Source organism: Oligosphaera ethanolica (genome assembly GCF_030814695.1).
GTDB lineage: Bacteria > Verrucomicrobiota > Lentisphaeria > Oligosphaerales > Oligosphaeraceae > Oligosphaera > Oligosphaera ethanolica.
The window spans coordinates 2,225,138-2,250,370 of sequence record NZ_JAUSVL010000001.1 but is presented as its reverse complement, the minus strand read 5'-3'; the positions used below and the strand labels follow the sequence as shown (position 1 = coordinate 2,250,370).

The window sequence follows — 25,233 nt, the reverse complement described above, 5'->3', positions numbered from 1 at the left end:
GGACAACACGGGGACGGTCGCTATGCCCAAAAAACAACTGGTTCGCTTGAGCATGTCGCTGGACGAAGAGCTCGGCCACGCCCTCGATGGGCTGGTCCGCGCCGCCAACTACCAGAATCGCTCGGAATACGTCCGCGACATGATTCGCGAACGCATTGTCGACCAGGAGTGGGAGCAGAATGCCGCCGGTGTGCTGGGGACAGTCACCATCCTCTACAATCACCACCAGCGCGAACTCTGTGGTCGCCTAACGGAAATCCAGCATGACGCGCATGTCCATATCCTCGCCGCCACCCATGTGCACCTCAGCCACGAAATCTGCGCCGAGATGATCATGATCAGCGGCTCCGCAGCCGAAATCCGCAAGCTCTACCTGGCCTTGAAACAACCCCGCGGCATCCTCCACGCCGCCCTCAGCATGAGCAGCACCGGCGAAGAATTGCATTGACCGAGCTTGCCAGGATCGCGACGGGATCTCGTACCACAGCGCGCCGTAATCACGGCGCGGCGCGATGCGCTTTACCGGGTTCTCGGCCTGACACCGGCTGTCTTCGCTATTCACGGCTAATCCCATGCCGGCATGAAAATATATTAGTCTTTATGATATTGATTACAAGACACTTGCGTTATATTTGCACGGGTGCTACAGTGGCGCTGTTCGCTGCTCCAGCGGTGTCCAAGCCAGATCATTGGAGGTGCCCATGCAAGAACAACGCATCGAGGAATTTGACGGTCGCATCACTCCTGCAATCAGCCAGCGCCTGCACAGTCGCCGACTAGCCCTGGGCCTAAGCTACGAGAGACTTGCCGAGGCGCTTGGAGTCAGCTGGTCCACTTTGCGCAAGTGGGAGCTGGGCGAATGCTGCTGCTGCACGTTGCCCATGCAGCAGCTCCTGGCCGATTTTCTCGGTGGCCGTTATGACGAACGGCTTCTTTACCGGTCTGAATTGCGCGGCAAGCGCATCTACAATCCCAGTTACGACGCGTCGCAGCAGCGCCTGCAGCGAATTGAGCAGCTCTGTCTGCTTGGCGAACAACATCCGGAAGCCCTCGCCGACTTCGAACTGGCTCTGACTGCTGCGGCCGCCATGGCGCTACAACGCGCCATGGCTATGGCCGCGGAGAAGACGACGCAATAAGCACCCACGAAAGTAATCGGTCACCCATTGAGAATTAAACCACAGAGCTTCTGGCTGAGTCAAACGCGCCCGTTTCCCTGGCCGCGAAGCGGCAGAAGCGCTGAAAGCGCGAAACATACCAGCCCAGGGCAAGCAGCGCTGAAAGCGCGCGCCGCCCTGGGTACAACGGCGACTACGTCCGTGTTCCTCGGCCTCTTTGGCTCCAGTCGGCGCAGCTGACTGGGGCCAAAGAGGCAATGGAACTCACTTACTTACCCGGGGGTGACGTCGTGACATGTCTGGGCGTCCGTTCTCAATGGGTGACCGATTATCCACGAAACGGGTTCCTGCCCTTGCGGACTTTTGTGTCGAGCTGTCCGGCCTTATAGTAACGCGCTTAACATCTCCACGGCAGACCGGAAAGGCAGCATTGTATGTCAGCAGAACGGCATGATTACGTGGCCGACACTCGGCCGGTATGGGCGCCTTGGCGCATCGACTATATTCGCGGCCCCAAGAGCGGCGAGTGTTTTTTCTGCGTGAAGGGCGCGCGGGACTGTCTGGGCGACCACGTGATTTACAAAGGCCGGCACGCCTTTGTCCTGCTCAATGACTATCCATACAACTCCGGCCATCTGCTGGTGGCGCCCTATCGGCACCTGGCTACCATGGGCGAACTCAATGCCGATGAACGCGCTGAAATGATGGATCTGCTCATTCAAGCCCAGGCCGTGCTTAGCGCCGTCATGCAGCCGCAGGCGTTCAACGTCGGCTTCAATGTGGGCGAAGCCGCTGGCGCTGGCGTCAAAGACCACATCCACGGCCACGTCGTGCCGCGTTGGCAGGGCGATACCAATTTCATGCCCGTACTGGGCGGGCCGCGCGTCGTCCCGGAAGCGCTGGATGCTACCGCTGAGCTGCTTCGTCAGGCATGGAAATAAACGGCTGCCGAAGCGCAGCGCCGCTGTCGCCGGTACTGGTGAACATATCACGCTTCAGTCGCGGCCCTGTCAGTTGGTGAGGGCGTGGACCAGTATGTTCGTGCCCAGGCGGGTGTAGAAGACGTGGGCAAAATCGCTGATTTCGCGGCTGCCGTAGTATCTGAAGACGCGCCATTTGCCGCCTGGCTCATTGGCCCAGGCGGGCAGGGCCTGTTCCTGGCAGTAGATAACGTCCTTGCCGCCGTCTTCGCGCACCACTTCGAAGCGCGCGCCGCTGTAGGCGGCTTTTTCGAGATAGCTGTCCAGGCCGCTGGTGCCTTCGAGGACGCGGAAGCGAATGGTGGTCGTCCACTGTCCCAGCGAATTTTTGCCCCAGCCCATGGCGATGATGGGCGTGGTCAGCACAGCGATGCGGCCGTTGATGCGCAGGGCCGCGGCCGAGTAGGTGCCGTCGGGCCATTTTTCCTCTTCGGTGTAAGTGCGAACGGTGTCGGGCAGGAGCGACGTGTCCGGCAGGCCCTGGTAGAAGGCGCGGAACAGCGGGTCGTTGCGCCGCAACGGCTGGAATTCCTTGCCGGGGAAGACGGCGGCGAAGGCCTCCTTGATCTGCGGGCTGGCATCCCATTCGGCGTAACTGTGATGCTGACCGAGCTCGGGATGATCGCGCAGGAAGGACGCCGTAATGCCCGCGTCAATGAAGATGAAGCCGCCATGTTGCAGATAATGCCGTAACGCGGCCTGCTCGGCGGGACTGAAAGTCCAGTCCTCGCGATCGGCGAAATTGGCATAGACGAAGGGGCATTCCAGCAGGCGCTCGTCCGTAAAATCGTTGATCAGCACCGGCTCGGGCACCACGTTGGTGTAGGTCTTCTCGGCAACATGGCTGAGCAGCGACTGCAAGGCATTGGCGTAATTGCGCCGCCATGGGTCACCGCTCGGCGACAGCTGCGCAATGCGGATCTCCGGCCGGGTCGCGACCAGCGCCGCCGCCGAGGACGCTGGTTGCGCGGCATCGCCACCGGCCTCGGCTCCTCGCGCCGTGGTCATCACAATTGCCGGCAACAGCAGGGCAAAAACCAGCCGTTGCACAAAAAAGAATGGCTTACGCACAAAAATTAACCTCACCAGGACAGCACTTTCTCTTGACATGCATATAAATATATGCTAATATAATTGTGGTATTTTTCAGGCCACCCGCCTTGCGAGCTGTTGACCAGCGGGGCCTAATATAGTTCCAATGACGCATGCTGGCGCTTTAAGCCGCAGGCGTGGTCCAGAGAGTGCGTTGACTGCAAATGAAGGGAGCGCAGCGATGAAAGGACTGACTGACAAGCAACAGGAGATCATGGACTACATCTCCGAATTCACCCATCGAGAGGGCATGGCACCGACGATTTTTGAGATCAGCGACCACTTTCAAGTCCAGTCGGCGACGGTATTTTCCCACATTCGCGCCCTGCAGCGCAAGGGCTACGTGAACCGCTCGTCCAAGGCTCGTAGCCTCGCCTTGACGCAGAGCAACAAACCGCGGCATTTCTCGCTGTCGCTGAGCATTCCCATTCTCGGCCGCATCAGCGCCGGTGCACCGTTGCTCTCCGAAGAACACGTCGAACAGCACATCTCCTTCGACCCGACGCTGTTGCCGCGACAGACCGGTGGTCATAAGCTCTTTGGCCTCCGGGTCCAGGGTGAAAGCATGCGCGATCTCGGCATCATGGATGGCGATCTGCTTATCGCCAAGCAAACCGAAACCGCATCCATCGGTGATGTCGTCATCGCCATGGTTGACGGTGAAACTACTGTCAAGTCGTTGTACTTGAGCGACGGCAAATGGGAGCTGCGACCCGCGAACCCGGCTTACAAGTCACGCTTCTACCCGCTCGATGACCTGGTCATCCAAGGCGTCGTCGTCGCCCTCCAACGCACATTCTGAAGGCAGCGCCGAAGGCGCGCGAAGGTAATTGCCGTCGGTCAGCCGTCGGTCAGCCGTCGGTCAGCCGTCGGTTAGTCGTCGATCAGTCGTCGGTCAGTCGTCGGTCAGTCGTCGATCAGTCGTCGATCAGTCGTCGGTCAGTCGTCGGTCAGTCGTCGATCAGTCGTCGGTCAGTCGTCGATCGGACTGATCGGACCGATCAGACCGATCAGACTGATCAAACCCATACGTCCTATTTGTCCCATACGTCCCATACGTCCCATACTCCTCCCCTTCGTCCCATACTCCCCCCCCGTCGCTTGGCCCGGGCCTCAAAAAGCGTCGTCAGTTAGCCTGGTGATAGTTGTAATGCGTGCTGGCAGATTTATCTTGAAGGGCGGTCTTTTTTAGTGTATTTCAGAGAATAGGACGGTGCCATGATAGCGCAGCTGAGCGGCAAGCTCGCCGTATGCGACCTGACGGAAGTCGTCGTTGATGTCCATGGCGTCGGCTATGCGGTGACGGTGCCCTTAAGCACCTTCGACAAGATGCCGCTGCTTGGTGAGCCGGTCACGCTGCTGATCCACACCCATGTGCGCGAAGACGCCATCATCCTCTTTGGCTTTGTGAGCAAGGAGGAACGCGAGCTGTTCCGCTTGCTGATTGAGCACGTCAGCGGCATTGGTCCGCGCCTGGCCTTGAACGTCCTCAGCTGCATGAGTGTGAACGGTTTTTGTGGTGCCATTACCGATGGCGACCTGAAGAGCCTGGCCAAGATCAGCGGCGTGGGCAAACGCACAGCCGAACGCATGGTGGTGGAACTGCGCGACAAGGTCACGGCGGTGTCGCCGGCAGCGGCCTTTGGCGGTGCGGGGGCCGACGGGACTACAGCGCCGGGCGCGCTGCCTCGCGATGCGCAGGATGCCATTGCGGCGCTGGGCACTTTGGGCTTCAAGCATGACGTCGCCACCAAGGTCGTTCAGAAACTCTGTGACGATGCCGGCAAGCAGCCGTTGGGCTCCGAAGCGCTGATTCGTAAAGCGCTGATGATTTTAAATTCGTGACCGCAGCGGCCAGCCAGCCGGGCACCATCCGCCAGAAGTAGGCAGCAGATACGCGACCATGGCAAATGAACGTTTTATTACATCTGAGCTGAATGCCCGCGAAGAGAACTTCGAGGCCACGCTGCGCCCGCAGGTCTTTGCGGATTTTCCCGGTCAGGACAGGGTGAAAGAGCGCCTGCGCATCATGGTCGAGGCGTCAACAAACCGCGGCGAAGCGTTGTCGCACATTCTGCTCTGTGGCCCGCCTGGCCTGGGCAAGACCACCCTGGCGAATATCATCGCCAACGCGCGCGGCTCGGGCATCAAATCCACCAGCGGGCCCGTCATTGAGAAGCCCGGCGACCTCGCCGGCATGCTCACCGGCCTGAATGAAGGCGACATTCTTTTCATTGACGAGATTCACCGCCTGCCCATCCAGATCGAGGAGTATCTCTACAGCGCTATGGAGGACTTCGTCATCGACATCATGCTCGAACAGGGCGTCGGCGCCCGTTCGGTGCGACTGAATCTACCCAAATTCTGCCTGATCGGCGCGACCACGCGCCAGGGCAAGCTCTCCTCGCCATTGCGTTCGCGTTTCACCATGACTTGCCGGCTGGATTATTATCGCGTGGACGAGCTGGAGAAAATCCTCACTCGCAGCGCCGATGTGCTCAATATCGCCGCTGATACCGCCGGCCTGCACGAGATTGCGCGGCGCAGCCGCGGCACGCCGCGCATCGCCAACAACCTCATCCGCTGGGTGCGCGACTTCGCGCAAGTGCGCCGCGAGTCCATCATTACCGGCCCTGTCGCTGACCAGGCATTGACCATGCTCGATATCGATAAGGACGGCTTGGACGAAATGGACAATCGCATCATCGAGGCCATTCTGGTCAAATTCCGCGGGCGGCCGGTTGGCTTGAAGAGCCTCGCCGTGGCCGTTGGCGAAGAAGAAGGCACCATTGAAGATGTGTACGAGCCCTATTTGATACAGGAGGGGTATCTCCTGCGGACGCCTGCCGGACGGGTCGTCACCAATAAGGCCGAAATGCGTTTCGGCATAAAAGGCATAGGCGGCGATGTCAGTGAACAGCCCCGGCAGCCGGAGCTGTTCTAAGCCAGCCGCGATGGCGCCGCTTAACGCGTTGAAAGAAGGATATTTGGCATGAAAAGCATGACAGGCTACGGTCGCGCAACTACATCGGCCGATGGCAATCAGGTGACCGTGGAAGTATCGGCGGTCAACAGCCGCAAGCAAGTGGATATGCGCTTCGCCATCCCCCGCGAACTGAGTATGCTTGAACCCGTGCTGCGCCAGCAGATACAGGATCAACTGTCCCGCGGTAGTCTCTATGTCGCACTGAGCTACGTGCTCAACCCCGCCGCGCGCAAACAAATGGCGCAAGTCGATCTAGATATGGCCTGCCACGTCGCCGCCAATTTGCGCGAAGTCGCCAAAAAGACCGGCATCAACGGCGAAATTACGTTGCAGGACATCCTATCGGTGCCCGGCGTCGTCGTCGAAGCCGCCAGTTCGCCCTACGAGCCCCTCAAGGACCTCGCCGTCGCCGCCCTCAAAGACGCCTTGACCGCGCTGGACGACATGCGCAACCGCGAGGGCGTCAAGCTGCAGGAAGACCTGCTGATGCGCCGACAGACCATGATTGACCTGGTGGACAAAATCACCGCGCGGGGCGACGAAGCGCTCCTGCTCCAGAAACAACGCCTGCGCGAGCGCATCGCCGCCCTCGGCGTCGAACTGACCCTCGACGACGAGCGCCTCGCCAAAGAACTGGCCTTTTTCGCCGAACGCGCCGATATCACTGAGGAGCTCGTGCGGCTGCGCAGTCACCTCGACCAGTATGGCGAGCTGCTGGTCAGCAACAACGACCCCGGCCGCAACCTGGATTTCCTCGGACAGGAGATGAACCGCGAGGTCAGCACCCTGGCCGCCAAGACCGCCGACCTGAGTATCTCGAACTGGGCGCTGGCCCTCAAGGCCGAACTGGCGCGCATCCGCGAACAAATCATGAACATTGAATAGGCCCGACGCGCCCGGCGTAGCCAGGGCGCGATGGACAAGCATGAATAAGACGGAATTATGTACTTTATTGACTGAGCTCGGCGTGCATCCCAGCCGCCGGCTCGGACAGAATTTTCTGCTGGACCCCAATTTGCTCGACGCGCTGGTGAAGGGCGCCGAGTTGCGCCCCGGCGAGCGGGTGCTAGAGGTCGGTCCGGGCACGGGCGTGCTGACATCGCGGCTGCTGGCTGCCGGCTGTGAGGTTACGGCGGTGGAGCTCGACTGGCGCCTGGCGGGCTACATTGAGCGGACCTACGGCCACCTGGCACCGCATTTTCGGCTAATCCAGGGCGATGCCTGCAAGCAAGACTACGCTGCGCTGATGGGCGCCGAACCCTATCGCTGCGTGGCCAACCTGCCCTATTCCTGCAGTTCGCCTTTCCTGGCGACGATGGGCTCGCTAGCCAATCCGCCGCAGGACATGCATGTGCTCCTGCAAAAGGAAATGGCTGATCGCCTGACGGCGGCAGCGCACAGTAAAGACTATGGCGTGCTGACGGTGCGACTGGCGCTGCGCTACGACATGACGCTGGTGCGGACCGTGCCGCCAGCGGTGTTTTTCCCTCCGCCGGACGTCATGTCCGCGTTTGTCCGCCTGCGCTTGCGGGCGGACCGGCCCTCGCCGGCGCAGTGGACGGCGGCGGCGAGGGTGGCGACGCTGGCTTTCAGCCAACGCCGCAAGCAGGCGCGGCGGCTTCTGAGCACGGCCTATCCGGCCGCTGCCGTCGCCAAGGCATTTGTGTCGGCGGGGCTTGCCGAAGGGGCCCGCGCCGAGGATATTACCCCAGCGCAATTTTTGCAGCTCGCCGCCGAATTGTCGGCGGCAGGGAGTTCCAACAGCTAAAGGACAAGTGACCCCATGGGCCTATTTGAAACACTCAAGTATGCGTTTTTCCAAAGTGACCAGGTCGGCAAAGGCATTGTCATTCTACTGTTTTTCATGAGTCTCTATGCCTGGGGGCTCATGCTTGACAAGGGCTTCGGCGTGCTGGCGGTAAGAAAGTCCTGCAAGAAGTTCCTGCGCTTGTACGAACGGGTGAAATCGCCGGTCGGTATGGGGCAACACCTGGATGACATCCACGGCCCGATGAAGGAAATCGCCTCGGCGGGCATTCAAGAACTGTTTGCGGTGTGCTCAATCCATCCTGACCGGCAGAGTGCCTTTTTCCGCCACTGTCATCTGCCACGCGAGCTCAGCAGCGCTGAGATGGATAAGATCCGCAGCACGATGAATCGCGCGCTGAACATTCAGACGCTGATCCTCGAGGACCGCCTGGTTTTTCTCTCGACCATCGTCTCGCTGTCGCCTTTTTTAGGTTTGTTCGGGACAGTGTGGGGCGTGATGGCGACCTTCATTGGCATCGCTCAGACTGGCACGCCGGAACTCAGTGCCATCGCACCAGGGATTAGCGGCGCTTTGTTGACGACGGTCGCCGGCCTGGTCGTGGCCATTCCGTCGCTGATTGGCAACAACGCCATCGTCAGCAGCGTCCAGGCGACCATGGTCGAAATGGAAACCTTTGTCGATGACTTTCTCGCCAGCATCCGTCTGGAAGATGCGGACAAGCCATCGGCACGGGTCAATGTGATGACGGCACCAGAGGCCGCGCCGATGACGATGAGCGGCAGTAGCGGCGACCAACTGCAATGACGAGCGGCCGCGGCGCCGCTTCCGACGCGCCGCTGGCTTAGCGGCGGCAAGGTTCAAGGTCGCTGATTGAGGCAAAGGCGTACGCCAAGCCCGTTGTCCTTGTTGCGAGTGGCCCATGCTGGCCGATGACCGTGTATCGCCTTAGGGCGTGATGATATGGAGCCAACGAAGTAATGCCAAGACGACGCACATCCCGAGTCAAGCTGAAGTCGGAGATCGACATCACACCGCTGATGGATCTGACCTTCATGCTGCTGATCATCTTTGTCATCACTGTGCCGGTGTTGGAGTATTCGACCAAAGTCGATGCCACGCCGCCCGAGCTGAACAACAAGCAGAACGAGGCGAGCGCCAAAGACCAGTCAGTAGTCATCCACCTCACTCGCGAGGGCCAGGTGCTGTATTTCGACCAGAAGATACAGTTCAACGAGCTTGATGCACTGTTCAGCTCCCTGCGCGCTCAGCGCCCCAATATGTCCCTGCTCATTCGCGCGGATGGCGCCAGGCCCTATGAAGATGTGATCGCAATCATGCGGGCCGCCAAACACGCCAATGTCGAGACTATTTCGCTCGTTACCCAAGCAGAACGAGTTACGCCGGGCAAACGGCTCTGACCGCGTCCCGTGCGGTAATCGGTCAGTAACCACCCCGGTGGGGAAAACACCGGGGACAATTTGCAGGAAACCCACGGCCGACCGCCGCCCAGCCATTACACATAGGTGGCTAACCAGGCAGCGGATTTCATAGGAGCAATGCTCTTCACATAGCATGCGGCAATCGCCGGCGATGAGTTGATTGGTAACCATGCACAAGATCATTCGCCGAGGTTTTGAGCACCGAAGGTGCGCCCTAAGATAGCCCAGGGCAAGCGCCCGCAGGGCGCGTCGCCCTGGGTAAGGTGCCCCATCCCAAAAGAGCCCTGAAGGGGCGGCCTAAAAGACCTGCGACGAAGGGTCACAGCGCAAAATTGCCGCAGCAATCAATGAGTTCCATTGCCTCTTTGGCTCCAGTCAGCTTCGCCGACTGAAGCCAAAGAGGCTGAGGAACACGGACCAATATGGCGCGCTACCCAGGGCGGCTCGCGCCTTCGGCGCCGCTTGCCCTGGGCTATCATATTTCGCGCTTTCAGCGCTTCTGCCGCCTCGCGGCGGAAATGCACGACGAGAAAAGGCTGCTTGGTTGAAACAACAAGTGCCATGGATACCGTTAAATGAAGAGCATCGGTTTCATAGGAGTCATTGATAACCAAAACTGTGGTGCCTCTACGAGGCACAGTCTGTTGGCAGGCTGCGTCCCCAGGCTAAAGCCTGGGGTTAAGCATGGTTAAGCGCCTACGGCGCAAAAATATAGCCATTGAATGATGATGGTTTTCGGCCCGAATCGAACAAAGCTAACCATCTGTTACGGCGCAGAAACATAGCCATCGAATGATGGTGGTTTTCGGCCCGAATCGAACAAAGCAAGTCGTCTGATCGGCCAAGTTCGGCCCGGAGGGCCGGACCATGCATAACCCCTGGTGAGGCGCCCGGAGGGCGCCGCAACCAGGGGTGTGACGATAACTTAAAATTGCGCCTGGAGGGCGCCACATTGGTTCGGCACGTCCCGTCTCACTGCGTCGGAGGGGGGGCATGTCGTGCATCTAATATCAATCGCTGACCGATTTCACCGGCGCGGCCACTTCCGGCGCCGCTGATGTGGCAGCAGCGACTTCAGGCCTTAGGTTATACCCTTGACGCCAAGAACGGCCGGAGCACACGGTGCCACGCAGAGTCGGTCAGACGCTGTTACCAGCCTTTTTTCCTGATAACGCAAAGGATTCTTGTGACGGTGATGGACCCGGAAATGAAAACAGTCAGGTCTTTTGGTGCGTATGTGGCCAGCGTGGCCATTCATATCGGTGCCATTGCCTTCCTGTTTTTCGTCGCTGTCGTTACCCCGCCGAAAAAACTGGAAACTATTAAAGTTCGGCTGCTTTCGGCTGCTGAGCCCGAAGCGGTCCCAGACGCGCCTCCCACAGTCGCAAAACCCGAGCCGCCGAAGCCCGAGCCGCCGAAGCCCGAGCCGCCGAAGCCCGAGCCGGTGCCCCCGAAGCCCGAGCCGGTGCCGCCGAAGCCCGAGTCGCCAAAGCCCGAGCCGCCGAAGCCCGAGCCGGTGCCCCCGAAGCCCGAGCCGGTGCCCCCGAAGCCCGAGCCGCCAAAGCCCACGCCGGTGCCCCCGAAGCCCACGCCCGCACCCCCGAAGCCCACGCCGGCACCCCCGAAGCCCACGCCGGCGAAGACCCATCGTGAGTTATTGCGCGAGCGTCTGGCGGCCGCTGAGACGAAGACCGCGCCGAGCCAACCGACGGCGCCACGCGCGCCTTCAGCGCCTCGTCGTAGCGAGTCTGAGTTGGCCGATGCCTTTACTCGCGGTCTCCCCAAAACCACGACGGTGCCCGGAGTTTCGCCGGCGGCCATTGACGCGCAGAAAGAAGCGGATGAGCTGAACTACGCGGAGCAGGTTGTCCGGCCGCTCTTTTATGCCCGCTGGCAGCAGCCGTCACGGGGTGAATTGCAGCAGTCCTGGCCGACGCCGGTGGAAGTGACTTTCACGGTGCTGGCCAATGGTCGTGTCGCAGGCTGGAAGCTGACCAAGCGATCCAATTCCGATGCGATGAATCGTTCTGTCGAAGCGCTGTTGCGGCAGATGACGCAGCTGACCCCCTTTTCCCAGGTCGGTATTCGTTCAGCCAGCCTGCGCATTGTCGTCAACATGGAATTAGGGGCCCGGATGTAATGCCTGGCGATAGCGTTTGGCATTTGGCATATAGATAAAGACACTTGACATCACTCGGAGCGGCTTCGGGCTGCTCAGGAAACTGGAGGCGATGGCATGAAGATAAATTTCGGTCTGGTGGCAACACTCGTCATGGGATTCACTCTGGCAGTACCGGCTTTGTTTGCGCAGGAAGAGCTGCCGCCGCTGCCGACGGGGCAGCAGCTGTTGCGCAACGCCGGCTTTGACGACGAGGCCGGCGGTCTGGCGCTATGGTCGCCACGCAGCGGTGGCCTCGGCACCATCTCGGTCATCAAGGCCAAGGAGGAAGGCGAGGTCAACAGTCTGCGCATCAAGGTGAATCAGACTTCACCGCGGCCCTGGACCATGGAACTGCTGCAGAAGGTTGAAACTGTGGTTGAAAAGGGCAGCACGGTCTATGTGAGTTTCGAGTATAAAATCACTGCCGGTTATTCGTTCAATTTCTACTGGCAGCAGGAAGTGTCGCCCTGGCCCAAGCTGCTCTCCCTACATGTGTCATCGCCGGTGGACAGCTGGCACGAAGTGCGCATGGCCGTGCCGGTACACCAGACCTTCCAGCCAGCGCAGACGGCCTTCTCTTTCCACCTTGCCGAGCAGACTGGCGTACTGGAACTGCGGCGCCTTTCAGCCGTCATGGTCCCGGCCGATGTCAACCCCGAAACGCTGGTGACCAACGCCACGCCAGTGCTGGGCGGCGATTTCTACGATAAGGACTGGCGCGGCATCCAGGAGGCGCGGCTGGCCAAGGTCCGGCAGCTGCCGGTGACCGTCTCTGTGCAGAAGGGCGGCAAAGGCCTCCCCGGCGTCAGCGTGTCCCTGCGGCAAACGGCCCGGCCTTTCCGCTTCGGCGTCGAGGCGTCCATGGCCCTGCTGGCACCGGAAGTGCTGGCCAAACCTGCCCTGGCCGAACTGGCCCGCCAAATCAAGGAACAACAGGCGGAACTGCCAAAATACCGCGAGTGGATTTTCCAAAAAAGCAGCCTCTATCAATTCATCACGTTCTACGACGGTCTGATCTGGCGTGACAGCAGCGTGTGGGGCAAGGACGTGGACAGTGCCTTGGTCGCCGCCGCGCGCGCGGCGGGTCTCGCCGTGCGCGGGCATGCGCTTTACGTCCCCGCCTATCACTATGCGCCAGTAAATTGCCGCAACATGGACCGCGAAGCGTTGACCAACGCCCTCGTCGGCCATATCCGCAAATTGGCCGAAAAGCACCAGGCCGGCGTGGCCGAATGGTCCGTGCTTCACGGCGGCATCGACTACTACGAGATCTACGACTACATCGGTGTCGATAGCATGTCCCGGGCTTTCCAGATCGCCCGCAAGGCCGCGCCAGAAGCCAAGCTCATGGTGAGCGACATCCAGTCGCTGACGGCGCTGTCTGACGTGCCCCTGTCCGATACCATTGAGCTCGTCGACTGGCTGAACCAGGGCGGCACCAAAGTCGATGGCATTGTCATGGGCGCGACGCTTAAGCGTCTTGACGTCGGCCCGCAGTCCATGGAAAAACGCCTCGACCAAATCAGCGGCCGGCTGTCACTGCCCATTCATATCGCCGGGCTGTCGTTGAATACCGATGACGAACAACGGCAGGCGGATATGCTTCGCGATTATCTGCTGCTGTTCTTTTCCCATCCCGCAGTGGCGAGCGTATCCATCGCCGAACAGTGGGCGCCAGCGCTGCTCAATTCCAACATGGCCTACGTCAATGCCGATTTCACCCCGCGCGCGGCTGGCGCCATGCTCGTCAAACTGCTGACGGAGGAATGGCTGACGAAGGCCGACCTGGTCACTGGCGAAGACGGTACGACCGCGCTCGACGCCTTCGTGGGCAGCTATGAGCTGATCGCCAAAGTCGACGGCAAAGACATCAAAGCCACTATCGATATACCCGCCCTGGCCGACCGCCCTGCCAAAGCCACCAAGGTCGGCCCCGTTACGCTCAATAAGACCGACAGCGGCATCGCCGTAGTCATTAACGCCGATTAACCCAACACCACGTGCGGCCGCTCGGGCCGCCCATGCGGAGAGCCCCCACAACATGTTCAAAACAGCACTGCCCGACCGGCAAATCCACCTCGACTTCCACACCTCCGAACATTGCCAGGACGTTGGCGCCGAATTCAGTGAAGAGCAGTTTGCCGCGATGCTGAAACGCGGTCGGGTGCGCTCCATCAATTTCTTCGCCTACTGCCACCACGGCTGGTGTTATTATCCCGACGCAGTGCGCGGGCTGAGCCATCCGCAGCTGCGCCAGGATCTGGTCGGCGGCATGCTCAATGTCTGCCGCCGCGAAGGCATCAACGCCGAGATTTACATCACGGTCGGCTGGAATGACAAGGCCAGCCGCGAGCATCCCGAGTGGTGCGTGCGCAGCGCCGACGGCAAGTTCGTCAACAGCCCGCCGGAAGGCCATCCGGACAGCCCCCGCCCTTGGGGCTGGAAGCGCATGTGCCTGAATACGGACTACCTGCAGGTGGTGCTGGACGTGACCCGCGATGTCCTCACACGCTATCGCCCCAATGGCATCTGGTACGACATCACTGGCGAGACGGTCTGCCTCTGCGACAAGTGCCGCGCAGACATGCTGGCCGCCGGGCTCAATCCCGAAAATGCGGCCGACCAGAAGAAGTTCGCCGCCGGCGTCTATGCCAATTATCTGGAGGCGACCACCAAGCTGGTGTGGGGCGTCGATCCGTCATTGACCGTGTACCACAACGGGTCGAGCCTCCGCGCCCGTCATGACATTTATCCCTTCGACAGCCACATTGAAATCGAGTCGTTACCGACGGGCGGCTGGGGCTACGACCACTTTCCGCCCAATGCGCGCTATTTCACTGCGCTGAACGATGATCTGCAAGTCGTGGGCATGACCGGTAAATTTCACAAATCCTGGGGCGAATTCGGTGGCTTCAAAGACCCCGTCGCGTTGCGCTACGAATGCGCGCAGATTGCCAGTCTGGGCTGTCTGACCTGCACGGGCGACCAGCTGCATCCGTCCGGCTACATGGATCCGGAAACATATCGGGTTATTGGCGATGCCTACGCATACCTCGAAGAGCGCGAAGATTGGCTCAAAGGCGCCCGTCCCTACTCGGATGTCGCCATCCTCGGTACCATGGAGATGTTTTTCAGCCGTACTGGCCAGCAGGCCATCCAGGGCGCCGGCAAGATGCTTATGGAACTGCAGGTACCCCACGCTGTCATTGACGAAACCATGGACTTTGCGCCCTACCGGCTGATCATTATGCCGGACAAGGGGCGCCTGGACCACGGCGTGCGCGATAAACTGACGCGCTACCTCAAAAACGGCGGCGCCCTGCTTATGTCTTATGAGAGCGGCGTGGCCAGCGACGGTTGGTCATTTGCCCTGGATATCGGCGCCGACTGCGAGGGAGCCTCGCCTTTTGATGTCGAGTACCTTGATGTCACTGATGCGCTCAGCGAAGGCATGGTGCGCTCACCCGTGCTGCTCTACCAGAGCGGCATTAAAGCCAAGGTCAGGGACGCCGACGTGCTGGCTCATACTATCCAGCCGCAGTTCAACCGCACTTACGCGCATTTCTGCTCACATCGCAATACGCCTCCTGGGGGGCAGGTGGATTGGCCGGCCGCCCTCCAGAAAGGGCGCATCATCTACCTGGCACATCCCATTTTCAGCATGTATGACGCCGAAGGCATGCGCCAACACCGCCAAGTGGTCAGCAATTGCCTGCAACGGCTTTACGCCCAGCCGCTGCTCCAGGCCGCCCTGCCGTCTTGCGGACGCAGCGCCGTGACCTGGCAGGCCAGCGAAAAACGCCACGTGCTCCATTTCCTCTACGCTGCCCCAGTCAAACGCGGCGCCGTTGAAGTGATTGAGGACGTCGTCCCCCTCCAGGATATCGCCGTGTCCTTCCGCGCCAAGCAACAGCCCCGCCGAGTCGTCCTCGCACCCGAAGGCAGCGACGTGCCCCACCAGTGGCAAAACGGCGTGCTGTCATTCACGCTGCCGAAACTCGTCTTGGCACAGCTGGTCGCCGTCGAATACTGAGCGCAGGCCTCCCGGCGAGAGCGATTACCGCGATGGACGCTATGGACGCGTTCGTAGTGTGAGGGCGGCGTTAAGGCAAGGGGCGGTTTCTTATGCAGCGGGCACCGCCAGGCCCGCAACTGGCTTGCGCTTGTCTACGGCCTGCGGCAGATGGAGAGGCAGCAGGAATTTCAGCTGGGCAGCACAGATACTCCCATGAGCCCGATGATGGTCTGCTGAATGAGAGGTTCTTCCGTGGAGAGGTGGGGACATGTCGGTTAAGACTCCACGTTATTCCTGTATTTGACCGCAAGTCATCATACGTCAATAGTGTAAATAATTGATTGCAAATAAATTAGCGTGAATTATCGACGCAAACTATCGACGCGTATTGCTTATTGGCGATGATTCCGTCGATAATCATCCATTATCTCGCCCAGTACTTCCGGCCACGCTTGTCTCCTACCGGTCGCATCTTACCAGTGGCACAAAGGCGGTCCAACGCCAGTTTGACCTGTCGCCGCTTGATTTCCGACCCTATTCTTTCATGAATCTCGCTTATTGCCGCTCCCGGATATCGCGAAATATCCTCAAGTACCAAGGCATCCAAGCGGTGTGGTTCGATACGAGCCAAGCTGGTTCGGCTGGGAAACTCCTGCCGCCGCAAGAACTCAGGTTCCACGAAATAGCGCGTGCCCTTGGTGCGCCCGGTCTGCCGCACAATGCCGATTTCCGGCAGGCGGCCCAGCCAGACCGCTATTTTGTCAGTATCGGGCAGTTCTAATGCGACGGCCAGTTCACGCGCCGTCAAGCCTTCACTCTGTGCCAACAATCCGAGTACGATTCGTTCGCGCTGCCGGAGCTGGTAGCTCTGATCGGCCTTCACCAGAAAGTCGATCACCTCGGGCTTAACGATGCGCTTTTCAACGACCACCTTTACGTAATCTGGCCCTTCAACAAGTTGTGGCAAAGGACGGCCCTGCGAAAGAAGCACCTCGTACACCAGATCGTAACCGCTGCCCTCACGCTCCATTAGCCCGAGATCATGAAAAACTCGCGCCAATTCATTGTTGCGTCGAACGGACTGATGAAGGATGTTCTGCGGGGTTACTCCCAATGGCAACCGGCCGGGGTTGATTACTTCTAGGTGGTCAGGGTGCAAATTTATGTAGATGTCTCCGCGCTGAGTGTAGGGGCGATGAACTAGGGCATTGACCAGAAATTCACGAACAACGCGATCATCGTAGACAGGAAGATGTTGGCGGAAAAGCCCATCCGGCAATTCGTAACTTTCCCGGAATTCAGCAATGTCCCGCCAAACGACATCAACCAGTTGCATCGGGGACAAGGTGTGATCGTCCCAGAGCAGCTTGTTGACCTTGCGCCCAGCCTCGTCGTACTTGATGGACTGGATGATCGGCGCGGAACCGAGTTGAGCGCGGTGTTCGCGGCGGCCTACACATAGGATACCCAGGTTGGTTAGCTGAGTCCCAATGGCTAGATAATAGTGGTCGAGCAGCTCTTCGTCGCTTTTTTCCTTGATGCAAGCCTTGACCCGGTTGGATGCACGGATGCCGGAAACGAAATACGCAAGAAGGGCTGGGTCATATTCGTTTCGCGAGACCCCCAACGAGGTCAAGGTTTCCCATGGCTGGGCGCTGCGTTCTGCCAGCAGCCGCTGCACCTCCTCGCCGACCAGCGGCTTGCAGGCGTCGCCCACCCGTAGGTAAAAACGCCCGTCAGTTGTCGAAGCCGGTGAAACGGAACGCGAAACCCTAATCACCAGATGCTCTCCGCCAGTGGCTATCGATCGGTGGAGTTGTACGCCAACCGTCACGTTGACTGTTAATTCGCCAATTCTGGAACGAACTTTTTCGATCAACTCTGTTGGAACACTTTGCCCTGCAGGAGGCTCGCTTGCGCCATCTTCAATACCAATTCGCAGCTGTCCACCCTGGGCATTGGCAAAGGCAACACAATCCTTGGCCAGCTCTGCCCATTCGGAGTTATTGCCGGTGATAGCCCGCAGGGATTTGTAGTCGCTGAGTTGCCCTTCAATACTCATAATACAGTTGAAGCGCTACAGACCGGTTCCTGTTTGCCTCTTGCGCTTCCCTTCCCATCTTGATTCCGTATTCTGCGCGGCTATTGGAATCCCATGACCAGCGAGCAGTTGCTCATGACGACAATGTCGTTTTTGAGACCCTCACAAAAGCCCCGGACGGATATGGGCGTCTTGGCTTTGGCGGCTTGGGAGATGATCTCCCAGTCTTCGTTGGGCGTGTTTTTTTCAAATGTGCAGCGAATGGCCTTGGTGCCGAACTCGACGACAATGGTCTCGGTGTTGTCTTTATAGCGCGTTGACGAGTTGCCGCTGATGCGTATTTGCTTGTCGCGATACGCGGCATTGAAGTCGTTGATGGTCAGCCGCCGCAGGTCCTGGAGCATATCGGCGACACTCATGACCAGGTCGTCTTTGCGGGCCAGTTCCAAGGCTTCGCCGCCGGCGCCAGCGGCCGCGTCTTGGCGACTTTTGTTGCTTTGGGCGATGTAATCGGTGATTTCAGCGTTGCTCAGGCGATGCAGTTCGGCGATCTGTGGTTTGAGGTAGCGAGCGCTGCGCCGGCCGACTTCTTCCAGCGCCACGTCGCCAAGCTCGTTTTCTTCAAGGAGGAGTCCGAACTTGACTGCGCCGTCAATGAGGGTGAGGCGGTGGGTCGGCACCCACAGGGCCGCCTGTTGACGGACGGTGCCGCCCTTGGGGATCGTGATTTTGCCCGTGACGTTGATGCCACTGGGATGCTCGACTTTCAGTAAGGCCGGGCCTGCGGTCAGGGATTTGAGGATAAAGGGCGCGGCGCGCATGGGGTTTCCCTCCATCTCGGCAGTTTCGCCCATGAGGACGCCATCGAGATACACTCGGCAGCCGGGTGGCCGGCTGTTTAGCTCGATATTGCCGAGCAGCGAAGCCAGTTCGGCGCGCACGGTTTCCCCGGCGGCGGGGTTGACTGACGCCGCGACTTTCTGGGGCTCGCAGCCGGGACCACGCAAGATGAATTCGTGTTCGCCGGCGGGCAGGTCGCTAAGCAGCAATGGCGTCAAACCGAGGAAGTGCCGGCCTTGCATCACCCAGGCGCCACTGGGTTCGGAAGTGATCAGCAGCGTGCCGGCCTTGAGCCGCAGTTGATAGGGCCGGCTCGGCAGCTGATCCGGGACCTGTATCTGCCGGGTGAGGTCTTCGTAGCCGTCCTTGCGCAAGGCCAGCATGTGCCGTCCAGGAGACGCATCACGCAGCAACAAGGGCGTCGTCCCGACGGGCTGGTCGTCAAGATAGACCTCGGCAGCGCTGGGATCGCTGGTCACCAGGACGAGATTGACCGCCGCGCCGGTGGCAAGTGGTGCCGGGGCGCCATCGTCGTCATCGTCGCCGTCGCCCTCACCCTCACCGGCATTGGCTTGGGGGAGGGGCCGCAGCCGAGTAGGCTCGGTCTGTGGAGCGGCATCGGTCAGCGGGGCAAACATCGGCGCTTCGTCAACGGGTGCCTCCAGCTGGTCGAGGGTCGCCGGGTCAAGTAGTGCCGTCGTTTGTTCGGCGCCGGGTGCCGTTGCGGTTGCCCCAGCGCCGGGAGCGGCGGCGGCGGTTTCGCCAGCGGCGGCCAGTTCCATGGGCTCGGTGCCGGCCTGCGGATCGCCGGAAAACATCAGCATGGCCATGTAGCCGGCAAGGGCCAGGATGATCAACAGCATGGCGATCTTCACAATCAGGATGATCGGGCTGGGGCCATTGCTGGCCGCCGGTTCAGCCTTGCTGCTGGCGGGCGCTGGCGCTGAAGTTGGCGCGGGCGCTGGCACCGCCCCGGGTGGCGCGATGGCCGACGTGTCGCCGGGCAGTTGTTCGAGCTTGCGCACCTTGAGGCCATTCGCGGCAACGGGTACCACGTCCATCGGCTCGAAGACAAAGATGTGGTTGAAAACGGTGATCTCGTCGCCAGGCTTGAGCTGGGTCTTCTCTGTGATTTTCACGGCATTGACGGCAACGCCGTTGACGCTCTGGAGGTCCTCGATCCACCACTGGCCGCCTTCGCGGCGGAAGACACAGTGGTGCCGCGAAATGCCCGGGTCATTGATGACGAAGCCGTTGTCCTTCTCGCGACCAATGGCGAAAACGCCGCCATCGACCGGGATGTCCTGACCGGGATTATCGCCTTTGACGACTCGCAGATTCATGTCCAAATCCCTTTCCAGCGCAATTCGGAGCTATATTGGCCCGTTTCCTGGCGGGGCTATTCCCCGCGTCCGCACACACGAGACAAAAATGCTCTCGGCGGCGGCGAAATCTTGGTTGATGTATGAGAAAGGCTGCCAATCCGATGATTGATTTACACTGCCACAGCACGGCATCCGACGGGACTGTCGCCCCGGAAGAGATGCCGGCTCTGGCTCACGCCGCGGGACTTAGCGCTCTCGCATTGACGGATCACGATACTATAGATGGTGTCGAAGCATTTATGAATGCCGGAAAGAAATTTCCCGCTATCACTTTTCTTGCTGGCGTGGAGTTGGCTGGGTCGGTGAGCAGCGGCGAGCATTACCACCTGGTGGGGCTGGGGATTGACCCGGCCAACGCCATGCTGCGCGCGCTGATGGCGCAGCTGGTGGACTACCGCCACCAGCGCAACGAACAGATGCTGGTGAAGTTGAGCGAAGTCGGTGTCGACTTGAGCCTGGAGCAGGTCCGGTCCTGCAATGAAAATGCCGTTTTGGGGCGGCCGCATTTTGCCAAGGCGATGGTCCGCATGGGCGTGTGCCGGACGATGCGGAACGCCTTCGATCGCTACCTGGGCCGCGGCAAGCCCGCCTACGTCGGCCGCAAAGTCCCGAGTGCCGCCGAATGCCTGCAGGCGCTTCGCGCCGCTGGTGGCGTGAGCATCTGGGCGCATCCCATGACTAGCAATAGCATGACCGGCAGCAAATGCCTCCGCATCGTCGAAGAACTCCAGGCCGGCGGCCTGGACGGCATTGAGGCGTACTACCCCGAACATACCAAGGGCCAGACCGACACAGTCAGGTCTATCGCCCGCGAACGCGGTTTGCTGCTTAGTGGTGGCACGGATTTTCATGGTGAGAATATCCCCGGCCTCCGGCTCGGCATTGGCAAAGGCCATCCCTTCCAAGTGCCGGACTGTCTGCTCCAGCCTATCATCGACCGCATCGCAGCACGCCGCCCGCAAAGCACCTGAGACGCCGTTGACGCCATGTGCCGGCGGCTCGTGGCGTTGCTCAGTACTCCCGGATGCGCTTGACGGCGGCGACGATGTCTTCCGCCTGCGGCAACACAAATTTTTCCAGCGCCAGCGCGGAAGGTATGGGCATGTCGGCGGCAGCCACGCGCATGACCGGCGCTTCCAAGGCGTCCAGGCAGTGTTCGGAGATGAGCGCGGATACTTCGGCGCCGACGCCGCCTGTGAGGCAGGCCTCTTCCACGATGATCACCCGGCCGGTTTTGCGGACGCTGGCGAAGATGCTCTCCTTGTCCAGCGGCTGCAAACTGACCAAGTCCAGCACTTCGAGGTCGATACCCACCGGCTTCAGCGCCTCTTTCACCGCCAGACACACCGGCGTCATGGACGAGTAGCTGATGAGGGTGATGTCCTGCCCGGCCGCGGCGATCACGGCCTTGTCCAGCGCCAGGACGTAGTCCTCCGCCGGGACGTAGCCCCGCTGGGGATACAGCCGTTTGTTTTCAATGACGACGACCGGGTTGGGATCGCGTATCGCCGCCTTGAGGATGCCCTTTACCTGCGCCGGCGTCGACGGCGCGACGACTTTGATGCCGGGTATGCCCACGAGGAGATTGCTGAGCATCTGCGAATGGCTGGGGCCATAGCCGCCTTTGGCGCCGCCCGGCGTGCGCAACACCATGGGCACCGTCACCTGCCCGCCGTACATGTAGTGCAGTTTGCCCGCGCTGTTGAGCAGCTGGTCCAACGCCAGCGCCAGAAAATCCATGAACATGATTTCCACCACCGGCCGCAGGCCCATCATCGCCGCGCCAACCGCGATGCCCACAAAGCTGTTTTCGGAGATGGGCGTCTCCCAGAGGCGCTCGGCGCCATATTTGTCATAGAGCCCCTTGGTGACGCCGAAGGAGCCGCCGTAGCAGCCGATGTCCTCGCCGATGAGTATTACGCTGTCATCGCGGGCGAGCTCGTCATCAAGGGCCTCGTTCACGGCCTTGGAATAGTAGATGGTGCGTTCGTCGTCTGTCATGCTATGGCCTTTCTGGCACTGCGGCCGCTGCTGTTCACGCGAAGAGCCCGTCGAGAGCGTGCTCGCGGCCGCCCGCCGGAGCCGCCAGAGCAGCCTCGGCAGCGGCGGCGACGTCCTGCCGCGCAGCCTCGGCTGCGGCGTCAATGTCCTCTTGGCTGACGCCGCGCTGCCGGAGGCTCTTGGCTGTCAGCAGCAGGCAGTCGCGCTCAGCCATGTGGGCTTCTTCTTCACGGCTGCGATAGACCCGCGCGTCGTTTTTGGAATGGCCGCATTGCCGGTAGGTGATGAGTTCGAGCAGCTCGGGGCCCTGGCCGGCGCGGACGCGCGCGAGGGCCGCACTGGTGACCTCGTGGACGAGCTCGACGTCAAAGCCGTCGTGGGTCTCGCCGTGCATGGCGTAGGCCGGCGCCCGCACCGCGATGGTACCGCTGGCGCAGGATTTGCTGACGGGGTTGCTCATGCCGTAGAGGTTGTTTTCGCACACGAACAGCACGGGCAGTTTCCACAGCGACGCCATGTTGAGGCTCTCGTGGAAAGTGCCCTGGTTGCTGGCGCCGTCGCCAAAGAAGGCGATGGCGACGTTGTCGCTCTTGCGGTACTTGAGAGCCAGCGCCGCGCCGGTGGCGATGGGTATGCCGCCGCCCGTGATGCCGTTGGTGCCGAGGAAGCAGCGGTCCATGGCGCAGAGGTGCTGCGAGCCGCCGCGGCCGCCGCAGTAGCCGCTGAGCTTGCCCATGAGCTCGCCCATCACCCGGGCGATGTCCAACCCCCGGGCGAGGAGGTGGCCGTGGCCGCGGTGGTTCGACACCAGCCAGTCGCTTTCCCGAGCGGCGCTGATGACGCCGACCGCGCAGGATTCCTGCCCGATGCAGAAATGGGACGTGCCGCCAAGCAGGCCCTTGCTGAAGAGGCCGCTGAGGGTCTCTTCAAAGGCGCGGATGCTGACCATCCGCTGGTACATGTGCAGCAAATCGCTGCTGCTGATCAGGTCGTTCATGCCGTGCTTCCTCTCATCATGGCGCCAGCGCCGCAAGGCATTCTTGCCCCGCGGCGCCACCGCAACGCGCTACGCTTGTCGTCTTCAGCATGAACAACGAGCGGATGCTTGGCCGGATTTGCCGCGTGCCGGCCTTTTATTCCGCGAAGACCACCAGGGCGTAGCCGCGCAGCTTCGGCACTGTGACCACGACGTAGCCGTCTTCGCGGCTGAAGGGCAGTTTTTCGCCCTGCGGCGCGAGGTAGACATCGCGGACTTCCCGGTCGTCTTCGCGCAACGCAATGCGCTGCTGTTCGACCAGCAGTGGCTCTTCGATCATGGCGCAGCCGGCACCGCGCGTCTCGGGCAGATAGGCCAGCAGGTGGACCATGCGGCGCCCCGTCTGCGAACAGACCGTCGCTCGCATGAAAGACGGCGCGCCCGGCGTCAGCAGCAGCGGCTGCGGGAAGAGCCGCGCCAGCAGCTTTTCGACGAGCTGCCGCATGGGCACTGAGCCGTGCTTGTAGTAGCTGGTGAAAACCGGGTGCGAGAGATAGCCGACCTGGCGGTTGCAGGTCACCGCCGGCCTGCCGCTGTCCTTGTCCGGCGGCAGATAGACAAAGCCGTGGCGCCCGTCCCAGTGCCGATCGTAATAGGGCTCGACAACCGTGCCCAACACGGCCGTGCCCGGCTTGGCGCTGACGACCACGCCGCGCTCGTAGAAGGCCATAGGCATATCCGGTAACCCGGCGGCAAGCTCCGGCCCGGCTTGCAGGAAAGTCGTTTCCGTTGCCTCGTCGCCGTGGTATTGCAGGCCCCACTCGGGGAGCGCGAAGTCGCGCCGGTCGCGGTCCAGGCCGGCCTGGGCGCTGGCGATGACCACGCCACCGCGAGCGAGATGATCGGCCACGCGCTGCCGGCAGTCGCCGTCCAGGATGACGCTGTCAGCGAGGACCAGCACGCGGTAGTTTTCCCAGGAGCTGATGGGCGATGGCACGTCGAACTGCTGTTTGAGCTCGCAGAGCATACGCGTCGCGCCTTTGATGGCGGTGAAGTCGCGGTTGTAGTCGTCGCGCTCTTCGGAAGCGAGGTAGTCGTAGCCCGGGTAAGGCCTGAGCGTGGGCACGGCGATTTCCGTCAGGGGCTTGGCATCTTCCAGCCACGGTTCGAGCTTCTGCAGTCGCTGGTAGATGCGGGTGTCCAGGGCGGCGACGGCGCGGTTGATGTCGCCGCGGGGATGGAAGTGATCGCCGATCGTCGGCCGCATGCCATTGGCCAGGCCGTTAAGGCAGTCGTACTCCAGGCTCGCCTCGGTACGGATGCCGCCGAAGTCGCCCCAGGAACGGTGAAAACGGCCGGTCATATTGAGCACGGGCTTGCCGAAGGTGCGCAGATAGCGGAAGCCCACCGCCTGCGTCTCGTAACCCCAGCCGCCCGTGGGCAGGCATTCGAACTCCAGATAGCTGCCGATGGACTGCTGCGCCTCGTAGCCCACGCCGTTGAAATACAGCAGCAGGTCGGACTTGACCGTGCGCACCGCATCCGCCAGGCGCTTGGCCATGCCGACAATCTTGCGCTGGTTGAAGGCGTGCAACTGCCGCGAGTCCTGCCAGTCGACGCCCTCCTTGGCCATCGCGTCCAGGCATTCCTTGCCAATGCAGGGCCGCGTGTTCATGCAGTCCAGGAAAAGCCCGTCGACGCCGCAGGTCGCCACGGCCTCTTTCGCCATGGCGATGGCGTGTTCGCCGTAGTCACTGAGGTAGCACATCTGCCGGAAGAAGCTGTTCAGGGGATCTTTGCTGTAGGTCTCGCCATTCTGCGGCAAGACGAGCCAGTCGCGGTGCCGCAGGCCCTCTTCATGGCTGAGGCCGAGGTTGATGTAGGCGCTGACGCGGATGCCGCGGCGGTGGCAGGCGCTGGTCAGGCTGCCCAGGATGTCGCGATGCAACGACGGATGGGGTATGCCGAGCTTCGTCGGGTAATACGCCACCCCGAGATTGCAGCGGGCTGGAAAAACCACGTAGTCCACGCCGGCTTGCGCAAATAGCGCCGCCAGCGCCTCGGCGTCAAAGTCCTTGCCGACATCGGGGTTGGCCGGCATGGTGTGAAAGTCGAAAAACAGGCACCATTTGAGCGGCTTCATGGCAATTTCTCCCTTGCTTGCGCGACTGGTTGGTGACTCCCGAAATGGAGCGAGATGCGTTGCATGACGATTCGACAAGGCTTCTGACCTATGCAATAACCACACTGGGTATCTTACTGTGTGTCTTCAACCGTAACCGGTCTGCCAATGCCGCGAAGCGGCAGAAGCGCTGCGGGTGCCTTCAGCCGTAACCGGTCTGCCAATGCCGCGGAGCGGCAGAAGCGCTGAAAGCGCGAAACATACCAGCCCAGGGCAAGCGCCCCGCAGGGGCGCGCCGCCCTGGGT

21 protein-coding genes are annotated in these 25,233 nt (G+C 61.0%); 15 read left to right on the top strand and 6 right to left on the bottom strand.

Going from position 1 to position 25,233, the window contains the following annotated elements; translation table 11 throughout:
• The first annotated feature begins 22 nt into the window (after positions 1 to 22).
• The 3 genes from nikR (at position 23) to J3R75_RS07570 (ending at position 2,059) form a co-directional block, all read left to right on the top strand.
• A complete protein-coding gene (gene nikR, locus J3R75_RS07580) occupies positions 23 to 448 on the top strand; it encodes a nickel-responsive transcriptional regulator NikR (protein WP_307260888.1) in 426 nt (141 codons plus the stop codon).
• Between the two features lie 253 nt (positions 449 to 701).
• Entirely contained in the window at positions 702 to 1,139 is a 438-nt protein-coding gene (locus J3R75_RS07575) for a helix-turn-helix domain-containing protein (RefSeq protein ID WP_307260887.1), read from the top strand.
• 413 nt (positions 1,140 to 1,552) lie between these two features.
• Positions 1,553 to 2,059 (top strand): HIT family protein, encoded by a 507-nt coding sequence (locus J3R75_RS07570; protein WP_307260886.1) that lies wholly within the window; start codon positions 1,553 to 1,555, stop codon positions 2,057 to 2,059.
• Between the two features lie 69 nt (positions 2,060 to 2,128).
• Here J3R75_RS07570 and J3R75_RS07565 read toward each other — a convergent pair whose 3' ends face one another.
• Positions 2,129 to 3,169: a DUF4159 domain-containing protein gene (locus J3R75_RS07565; protein WP_307260885.1), complete on the bottom strand. Its 1,041-nt coding sequence runs from the start codon at positions 3,167 to 3,169 to the stop codon at positions 2,129 to 2,131.
• A gap of 202 nt (positions 3,170 to 3,371) precedes the next feature.
• On the opposite strand from J3R75_RS07565, the gene lexA reads away from it, so the two are divergent.
• The 11 genes from lexA (at position 3,372) to J3R75_RS07510 (ending at position 15,580) form a co-directional block, all read left to right on the top strand.
• Positions 3,372 to 3,992, top strand: a complete 621-nt coding sequence (gene lexA, locus J3R75_RS07560) for a transcriptional repressor LexA (protein ID WP_307260884.1) — start codon at positions 3,372 to 3,374, stop codon at positions 3,990 to 3,992.
• Positions 3,993 to 4,408: 416 nt separating this feature from the next.
• Complete coding sequence (gene ruvA, locus J3R75_RS07555; RefSeq protein ID WP_307260882.1) at positions 4,409 to 5,035, top strand: Holliday junction branch migration protein RuvA; 627 nt, start codon at positions 4,409 to 4,411, stop codon at positions 5,033 to 5,035.
• A 58-nt stretch (positions 5,036 to 5,093) separates the two neighbouring features.
• Entirely contained in the window at positions 5,094 to 6,134 is a 1,041-nt protein-coding gene (ruvB, locus tag J3R75_RS07550) for a Holliday junction branch migration DNA helicase RuvB (protein WP_307260880.1), read from the top strand.
• A gap of 48 nt (positions 6,135 to 6,182) precedes the next feature.
• Positions 6,183 to 7,061, top strand: a complete 879-nt coding sequence (locus J3R75_RS07545) for a YicC/YloC family endoribonuclease (RefSeq protein WP_307260879.1) — start codon at positions 6,183 to 6,185, stop codon at positions 7,059 to 7,061.
• Positions 7,062 to 7,101: 40 nt separating this feature from the next.
• Entirely contained in the window at positions 7,102 to 7,944 is an 843-nt protein-coding gene (gene rsmA, locus J3R75_RS07540) for a 16S rRNA (adenine(1518)-N(6)/adenine(1519)-N(6))-dimethyltransferase RsmA (RefSeq protein WP_307260878.1), read from the top strand.
• 15 nt (positions 7,945 to 7,959) lie between these two features.
• Positions 7,960 to 8,751, top strand: coding sequence for a MotA/TolQ/ExbB proton channel family protein (locus J3R75_RS07535; RefSeq protein WP_307260877.1), 792 nt, complete (start codon positions 7,960 to 7,962; stop codon positions 8,749 to 8,751).
• A gap of 173 nt (positions 8,752 to 8,924) precedes the next feature.
• Positions 8,925 to 9,365 (top strand): ExbD/TolR family protein, encoded by a 441-nt coding sequence (locus J3R75_RS07530; protein WP_307260876.1) that lies wholly within the window; start codon positions 8,925 to 8,927, stop codon positions 9,363 to 9,365.
• A gap of 443 nt (positions 9,366 to 9,808) precedes the next feature.
• Complete coding sequence (locus tag J3R75_RS07525; protein WP_307260875.1) at positions 9,809 to 9,934, top strand: hypothetical protein; 126 nt, start codon at positions 9,809 to 9,811, stop codon at positions 9,932 to 9,934.
• 647 nt (positions 9,935 to 10,581) lie between these two features.
• Positions 10,582 to 11,526: a TonB C-terminal domain-containing protein gene (locus J3R75_RS07520; protein ID WP_307265509.1), complete on the top strand. Its 945-nt coding sequence runs from the start codon at positions 10,582 to 10,584 to the stop codon at positions 11,524 to 11,526.
• 96 nt (positions 11,527 to 11,622) lie between these two features.
• A complete protein-coding gene (locus tag J3R75_RS07515) occupies positions 11,623 to 13,536 on the top strand; it encodes an endo-1,4-beta-xylanase (protein ID WP_307260874.1) in 1,914 nt (637 codons plus the stop codon).
• A 52-nt stretch (positions 13,537 to 13,588) separates the two neighbouring features.
• Positions 13,589 to 15,580, top strand: coding sequence for an alpha-amylase family protein (locus tag J3R75_RS07510; protein WP_307260873.1), 1,992 nt, complete (start codon positions 13,589 to 13,591; stop codon positions 15,578 to 15,580).
• 406 nt (positions 15,581 to 15,986) lie between these two features.
• On the opposite strand, the gene J3R75_RS07505 is transcribed toward J3R75_RS07510, so the two are convergent.
• Together J3R75_RS07505 and J3R75_RS07500 are read right to left on the bottom strand one after the other, a co-directional pair.
• Complete coding sequence (locus J3R75_RS07505) at positions 15,987 to 17,624, bottom strand: ATP-binding protein (RefSeq protein WP_307260872.1); 1,638 nt, start codon at positions 17,622 to 17,624, stop codon at positions 15,987 to 15,989.
• Positions 17,625 to 17,704: 80 nt separating this feature from the next.
• Positions 17,705 to 19,786 carry a PEGA domain-containing protein gene (locus J3R75_RS07500; RefSeq protein ID WP_307260871.1) on the bottom strand — a complete coding sequence of 694 codons (2,082 nt, stop codon included), beginning with the start codon at positions 19,784 to 19,786 and terminating at the stop codon, positions 17,705 to 17,707.
• 143 nt (positions 19,787 to 19,929) lie between these two features.
• Here J3R75_RS07500 and J3R75_RS07495 point away from each other — a divergent pair, with 143 nt between their 5' ends.
• Complete coding sequence (locus J3R75_RS07495; protein ID WP_307260870.1) at positions 19,930 to 20,799, top strand: PHP domain-containing protein; 870 nt, start codon at positions 19,930 to 19,932, stop codon at positions 20,797 to 20,799.
• A gap of 40 nt (positions 20,800 to 20,839) precedes the next feature.
• On the opposite strand, the gene J3R75_RS07490 is transcribed toward J3R75_RS07495, so the two are convergent.
• From J3R75_RS07490 to J3R75_RS07480, 3 genes are all read right to left on the bottom strand, one after another.
• Positions 20,840 to 21,829, bottom strand: a complete 990-nt coding sequence (locus J3R75_RS07490) for an alpha-ketoacid dehydrogenase subunit beta (protein ID WP_307260869.1) — start codon at positions 21,827 to 21,829, stop codon at positions 20,840 to 20,842.
• A 34-nt stretch (positions 21,830 to 21,863) separates the two neighbouring features.
• Positions 21,864 to 22,826: a thiamine pyrophosphate-dependent dehydrogenase E1 component subunit alpha gene (locus tag J3R75_RS07485; RefSeq protein ID WP_307260868.1), complete on the bottom strand. Its 963-nt coding sequence runs from the start codon at positions 22,824 to 22,826 to the stop codon at positions 21,864 to 21,866.
• A 136-nt stretch (positions 22,827 to 22,962) separates the two neighbouring features.
• Complete coding sequence (locus J3R75_RS07480; protein ID WP_307260867.1) at positions 22,963 to 24,948, bottom strand: alpha-L-fucosidase; 1,986 nt, start codon at positions 24,946 to 24,948, stop codon at positions 22,963 to 22,965.
• Between the last annotated feature and the right edge of the window lie 285 nt (positions 24,949 to 25,233).

Coding starts and splice junctions, on each gene's coding strand:
- nikR (WP_307260888.1), top strand. CDS start 23: ATGCCCAAAAAACAACTGGTTCGCTTGAGCATGTCGCTGGACGAAGAG.
- J3R75_RS07575 (WP_307260887.1), top strand. CDS start 702: ATGCAAGAACAACGCATCGAGGAATTTGACGGTCGCATCACTCCTGCA.
- J3R75_RS07570 (WP_307260886.1), top strand. CDS start 1,553: ATGTCAGCAGAACGGCATGATTACGTGGCCGACACTCGGCCGGTATGG.
- lexA (WP_307260884.1), top strand. CDS start 3,372: ATGAAAGGACTGACTGACAAGCAACAGGAGATCATGGACTACATCTCC.
- ruvA (WP_307260882.1), top strand. CDS start 4,409: ATGATAGCGCAGCTGAGCGGCAAGCTCGCCGTATGCGACCTGACGGAA.
- ruvB (WP_307260880.1), top strand. CDS start 5,094: ATGGCAAATGAACGTTTTATTACATCTGAGCTGAATGCCCGCGAAGAG.
- J3R75_RS07545 (WP_307260879.1), top strand. CDS start 6,183: ATGAAAAGCATGACAGGCTACGGTCGCGCAACTACATCGGCCGATGGC.
- rsmA (WP_307260878.1), top strand. CDS start 7,102: ATGAATAAGACGGAATTATGTACTTTATTGACTGAGCTCGGCGTGCAT.
- J3R75_RS07535 (WP_307260877.1), top strand. CDS start 7,960: ATGGGCCTATTTGAAACACTCAAGTATGCGTTTTTCCAAAGTGACCAG.
- J3R75_RS07530 (WP_307260876.1), top strand. CDS start 8,925: ATGCCAAGACGACGCACATCCCGAGTCAAGCTGAAGTCGGAGATCGAC.
- J3R75_RS07525 (WP_307260875.1), top strand. CDS start 9,809: ATGGCGCGCTACCCAGGGCGGCTCGCGCCTTCGGCGCCGCTTGCCCTG.
- J3R75_RS07520 (WP_307265509.1), top strand. CDS start 10,582: ATGGACCCGGAAATGAAAACAGTCAGGTCTTTTGGTGCGTATGTGGCC.
- J3R75_RS07515 (WP_307260874.1), top strand. CDS start 11,623: ATGAAGATAAATTTCGGTCTGGTGGCAACACTCGTCATGGGATTCACT.
- J3R75_RS07510 (WP_307260873.1), top strand. CDS start 13,589: ATGTTCAAAACAGCACTGCCCGACCGGCAAATCCACCTCGACTTCCAC.
- J3R75_RS07505 (WP_307260872.1), bottom strand. CDS start 17,624: ATGAGTATTGAAGGGCAACTCAGCGACTACAAATCCCTGCGGGCTATC.
- J3R75_RS07500 (WP_307260871.1), bottom strand. CDS start 19,786: ATGAATCTGCGAGTCGTCAAAGGCGATAATCCCGGTCAGGACATCCCG.
- J3R75_RS07495 (WP_307260870.1), top strand. CDS start 19,930: ATGATTGATTTACACTGCCACAGCACGGCATCCGACGGGACTGTCGCC.
- J3R75_RS07490 (WP_307260869.1), bottom strand. CDS start 21,829: ATGACAGACGACGAACGCACCATCTACTATTCCAAGGCCGTGAACGAG.
- J3R75_RS07485 (WP_307260868.1), bottom strand. CDS start 22,826: ATGAACGACCTGATCAGCAGCAGCGATTTGCTGCACATGTACCAGCGG.
- J3R75_RS07480 (WP_307260867.1), bottom strand. CDS start 24,948: ATGAAGCCGCTCAAATGGTGCCTGTTTTTCGACTTTCACACCATGCCG.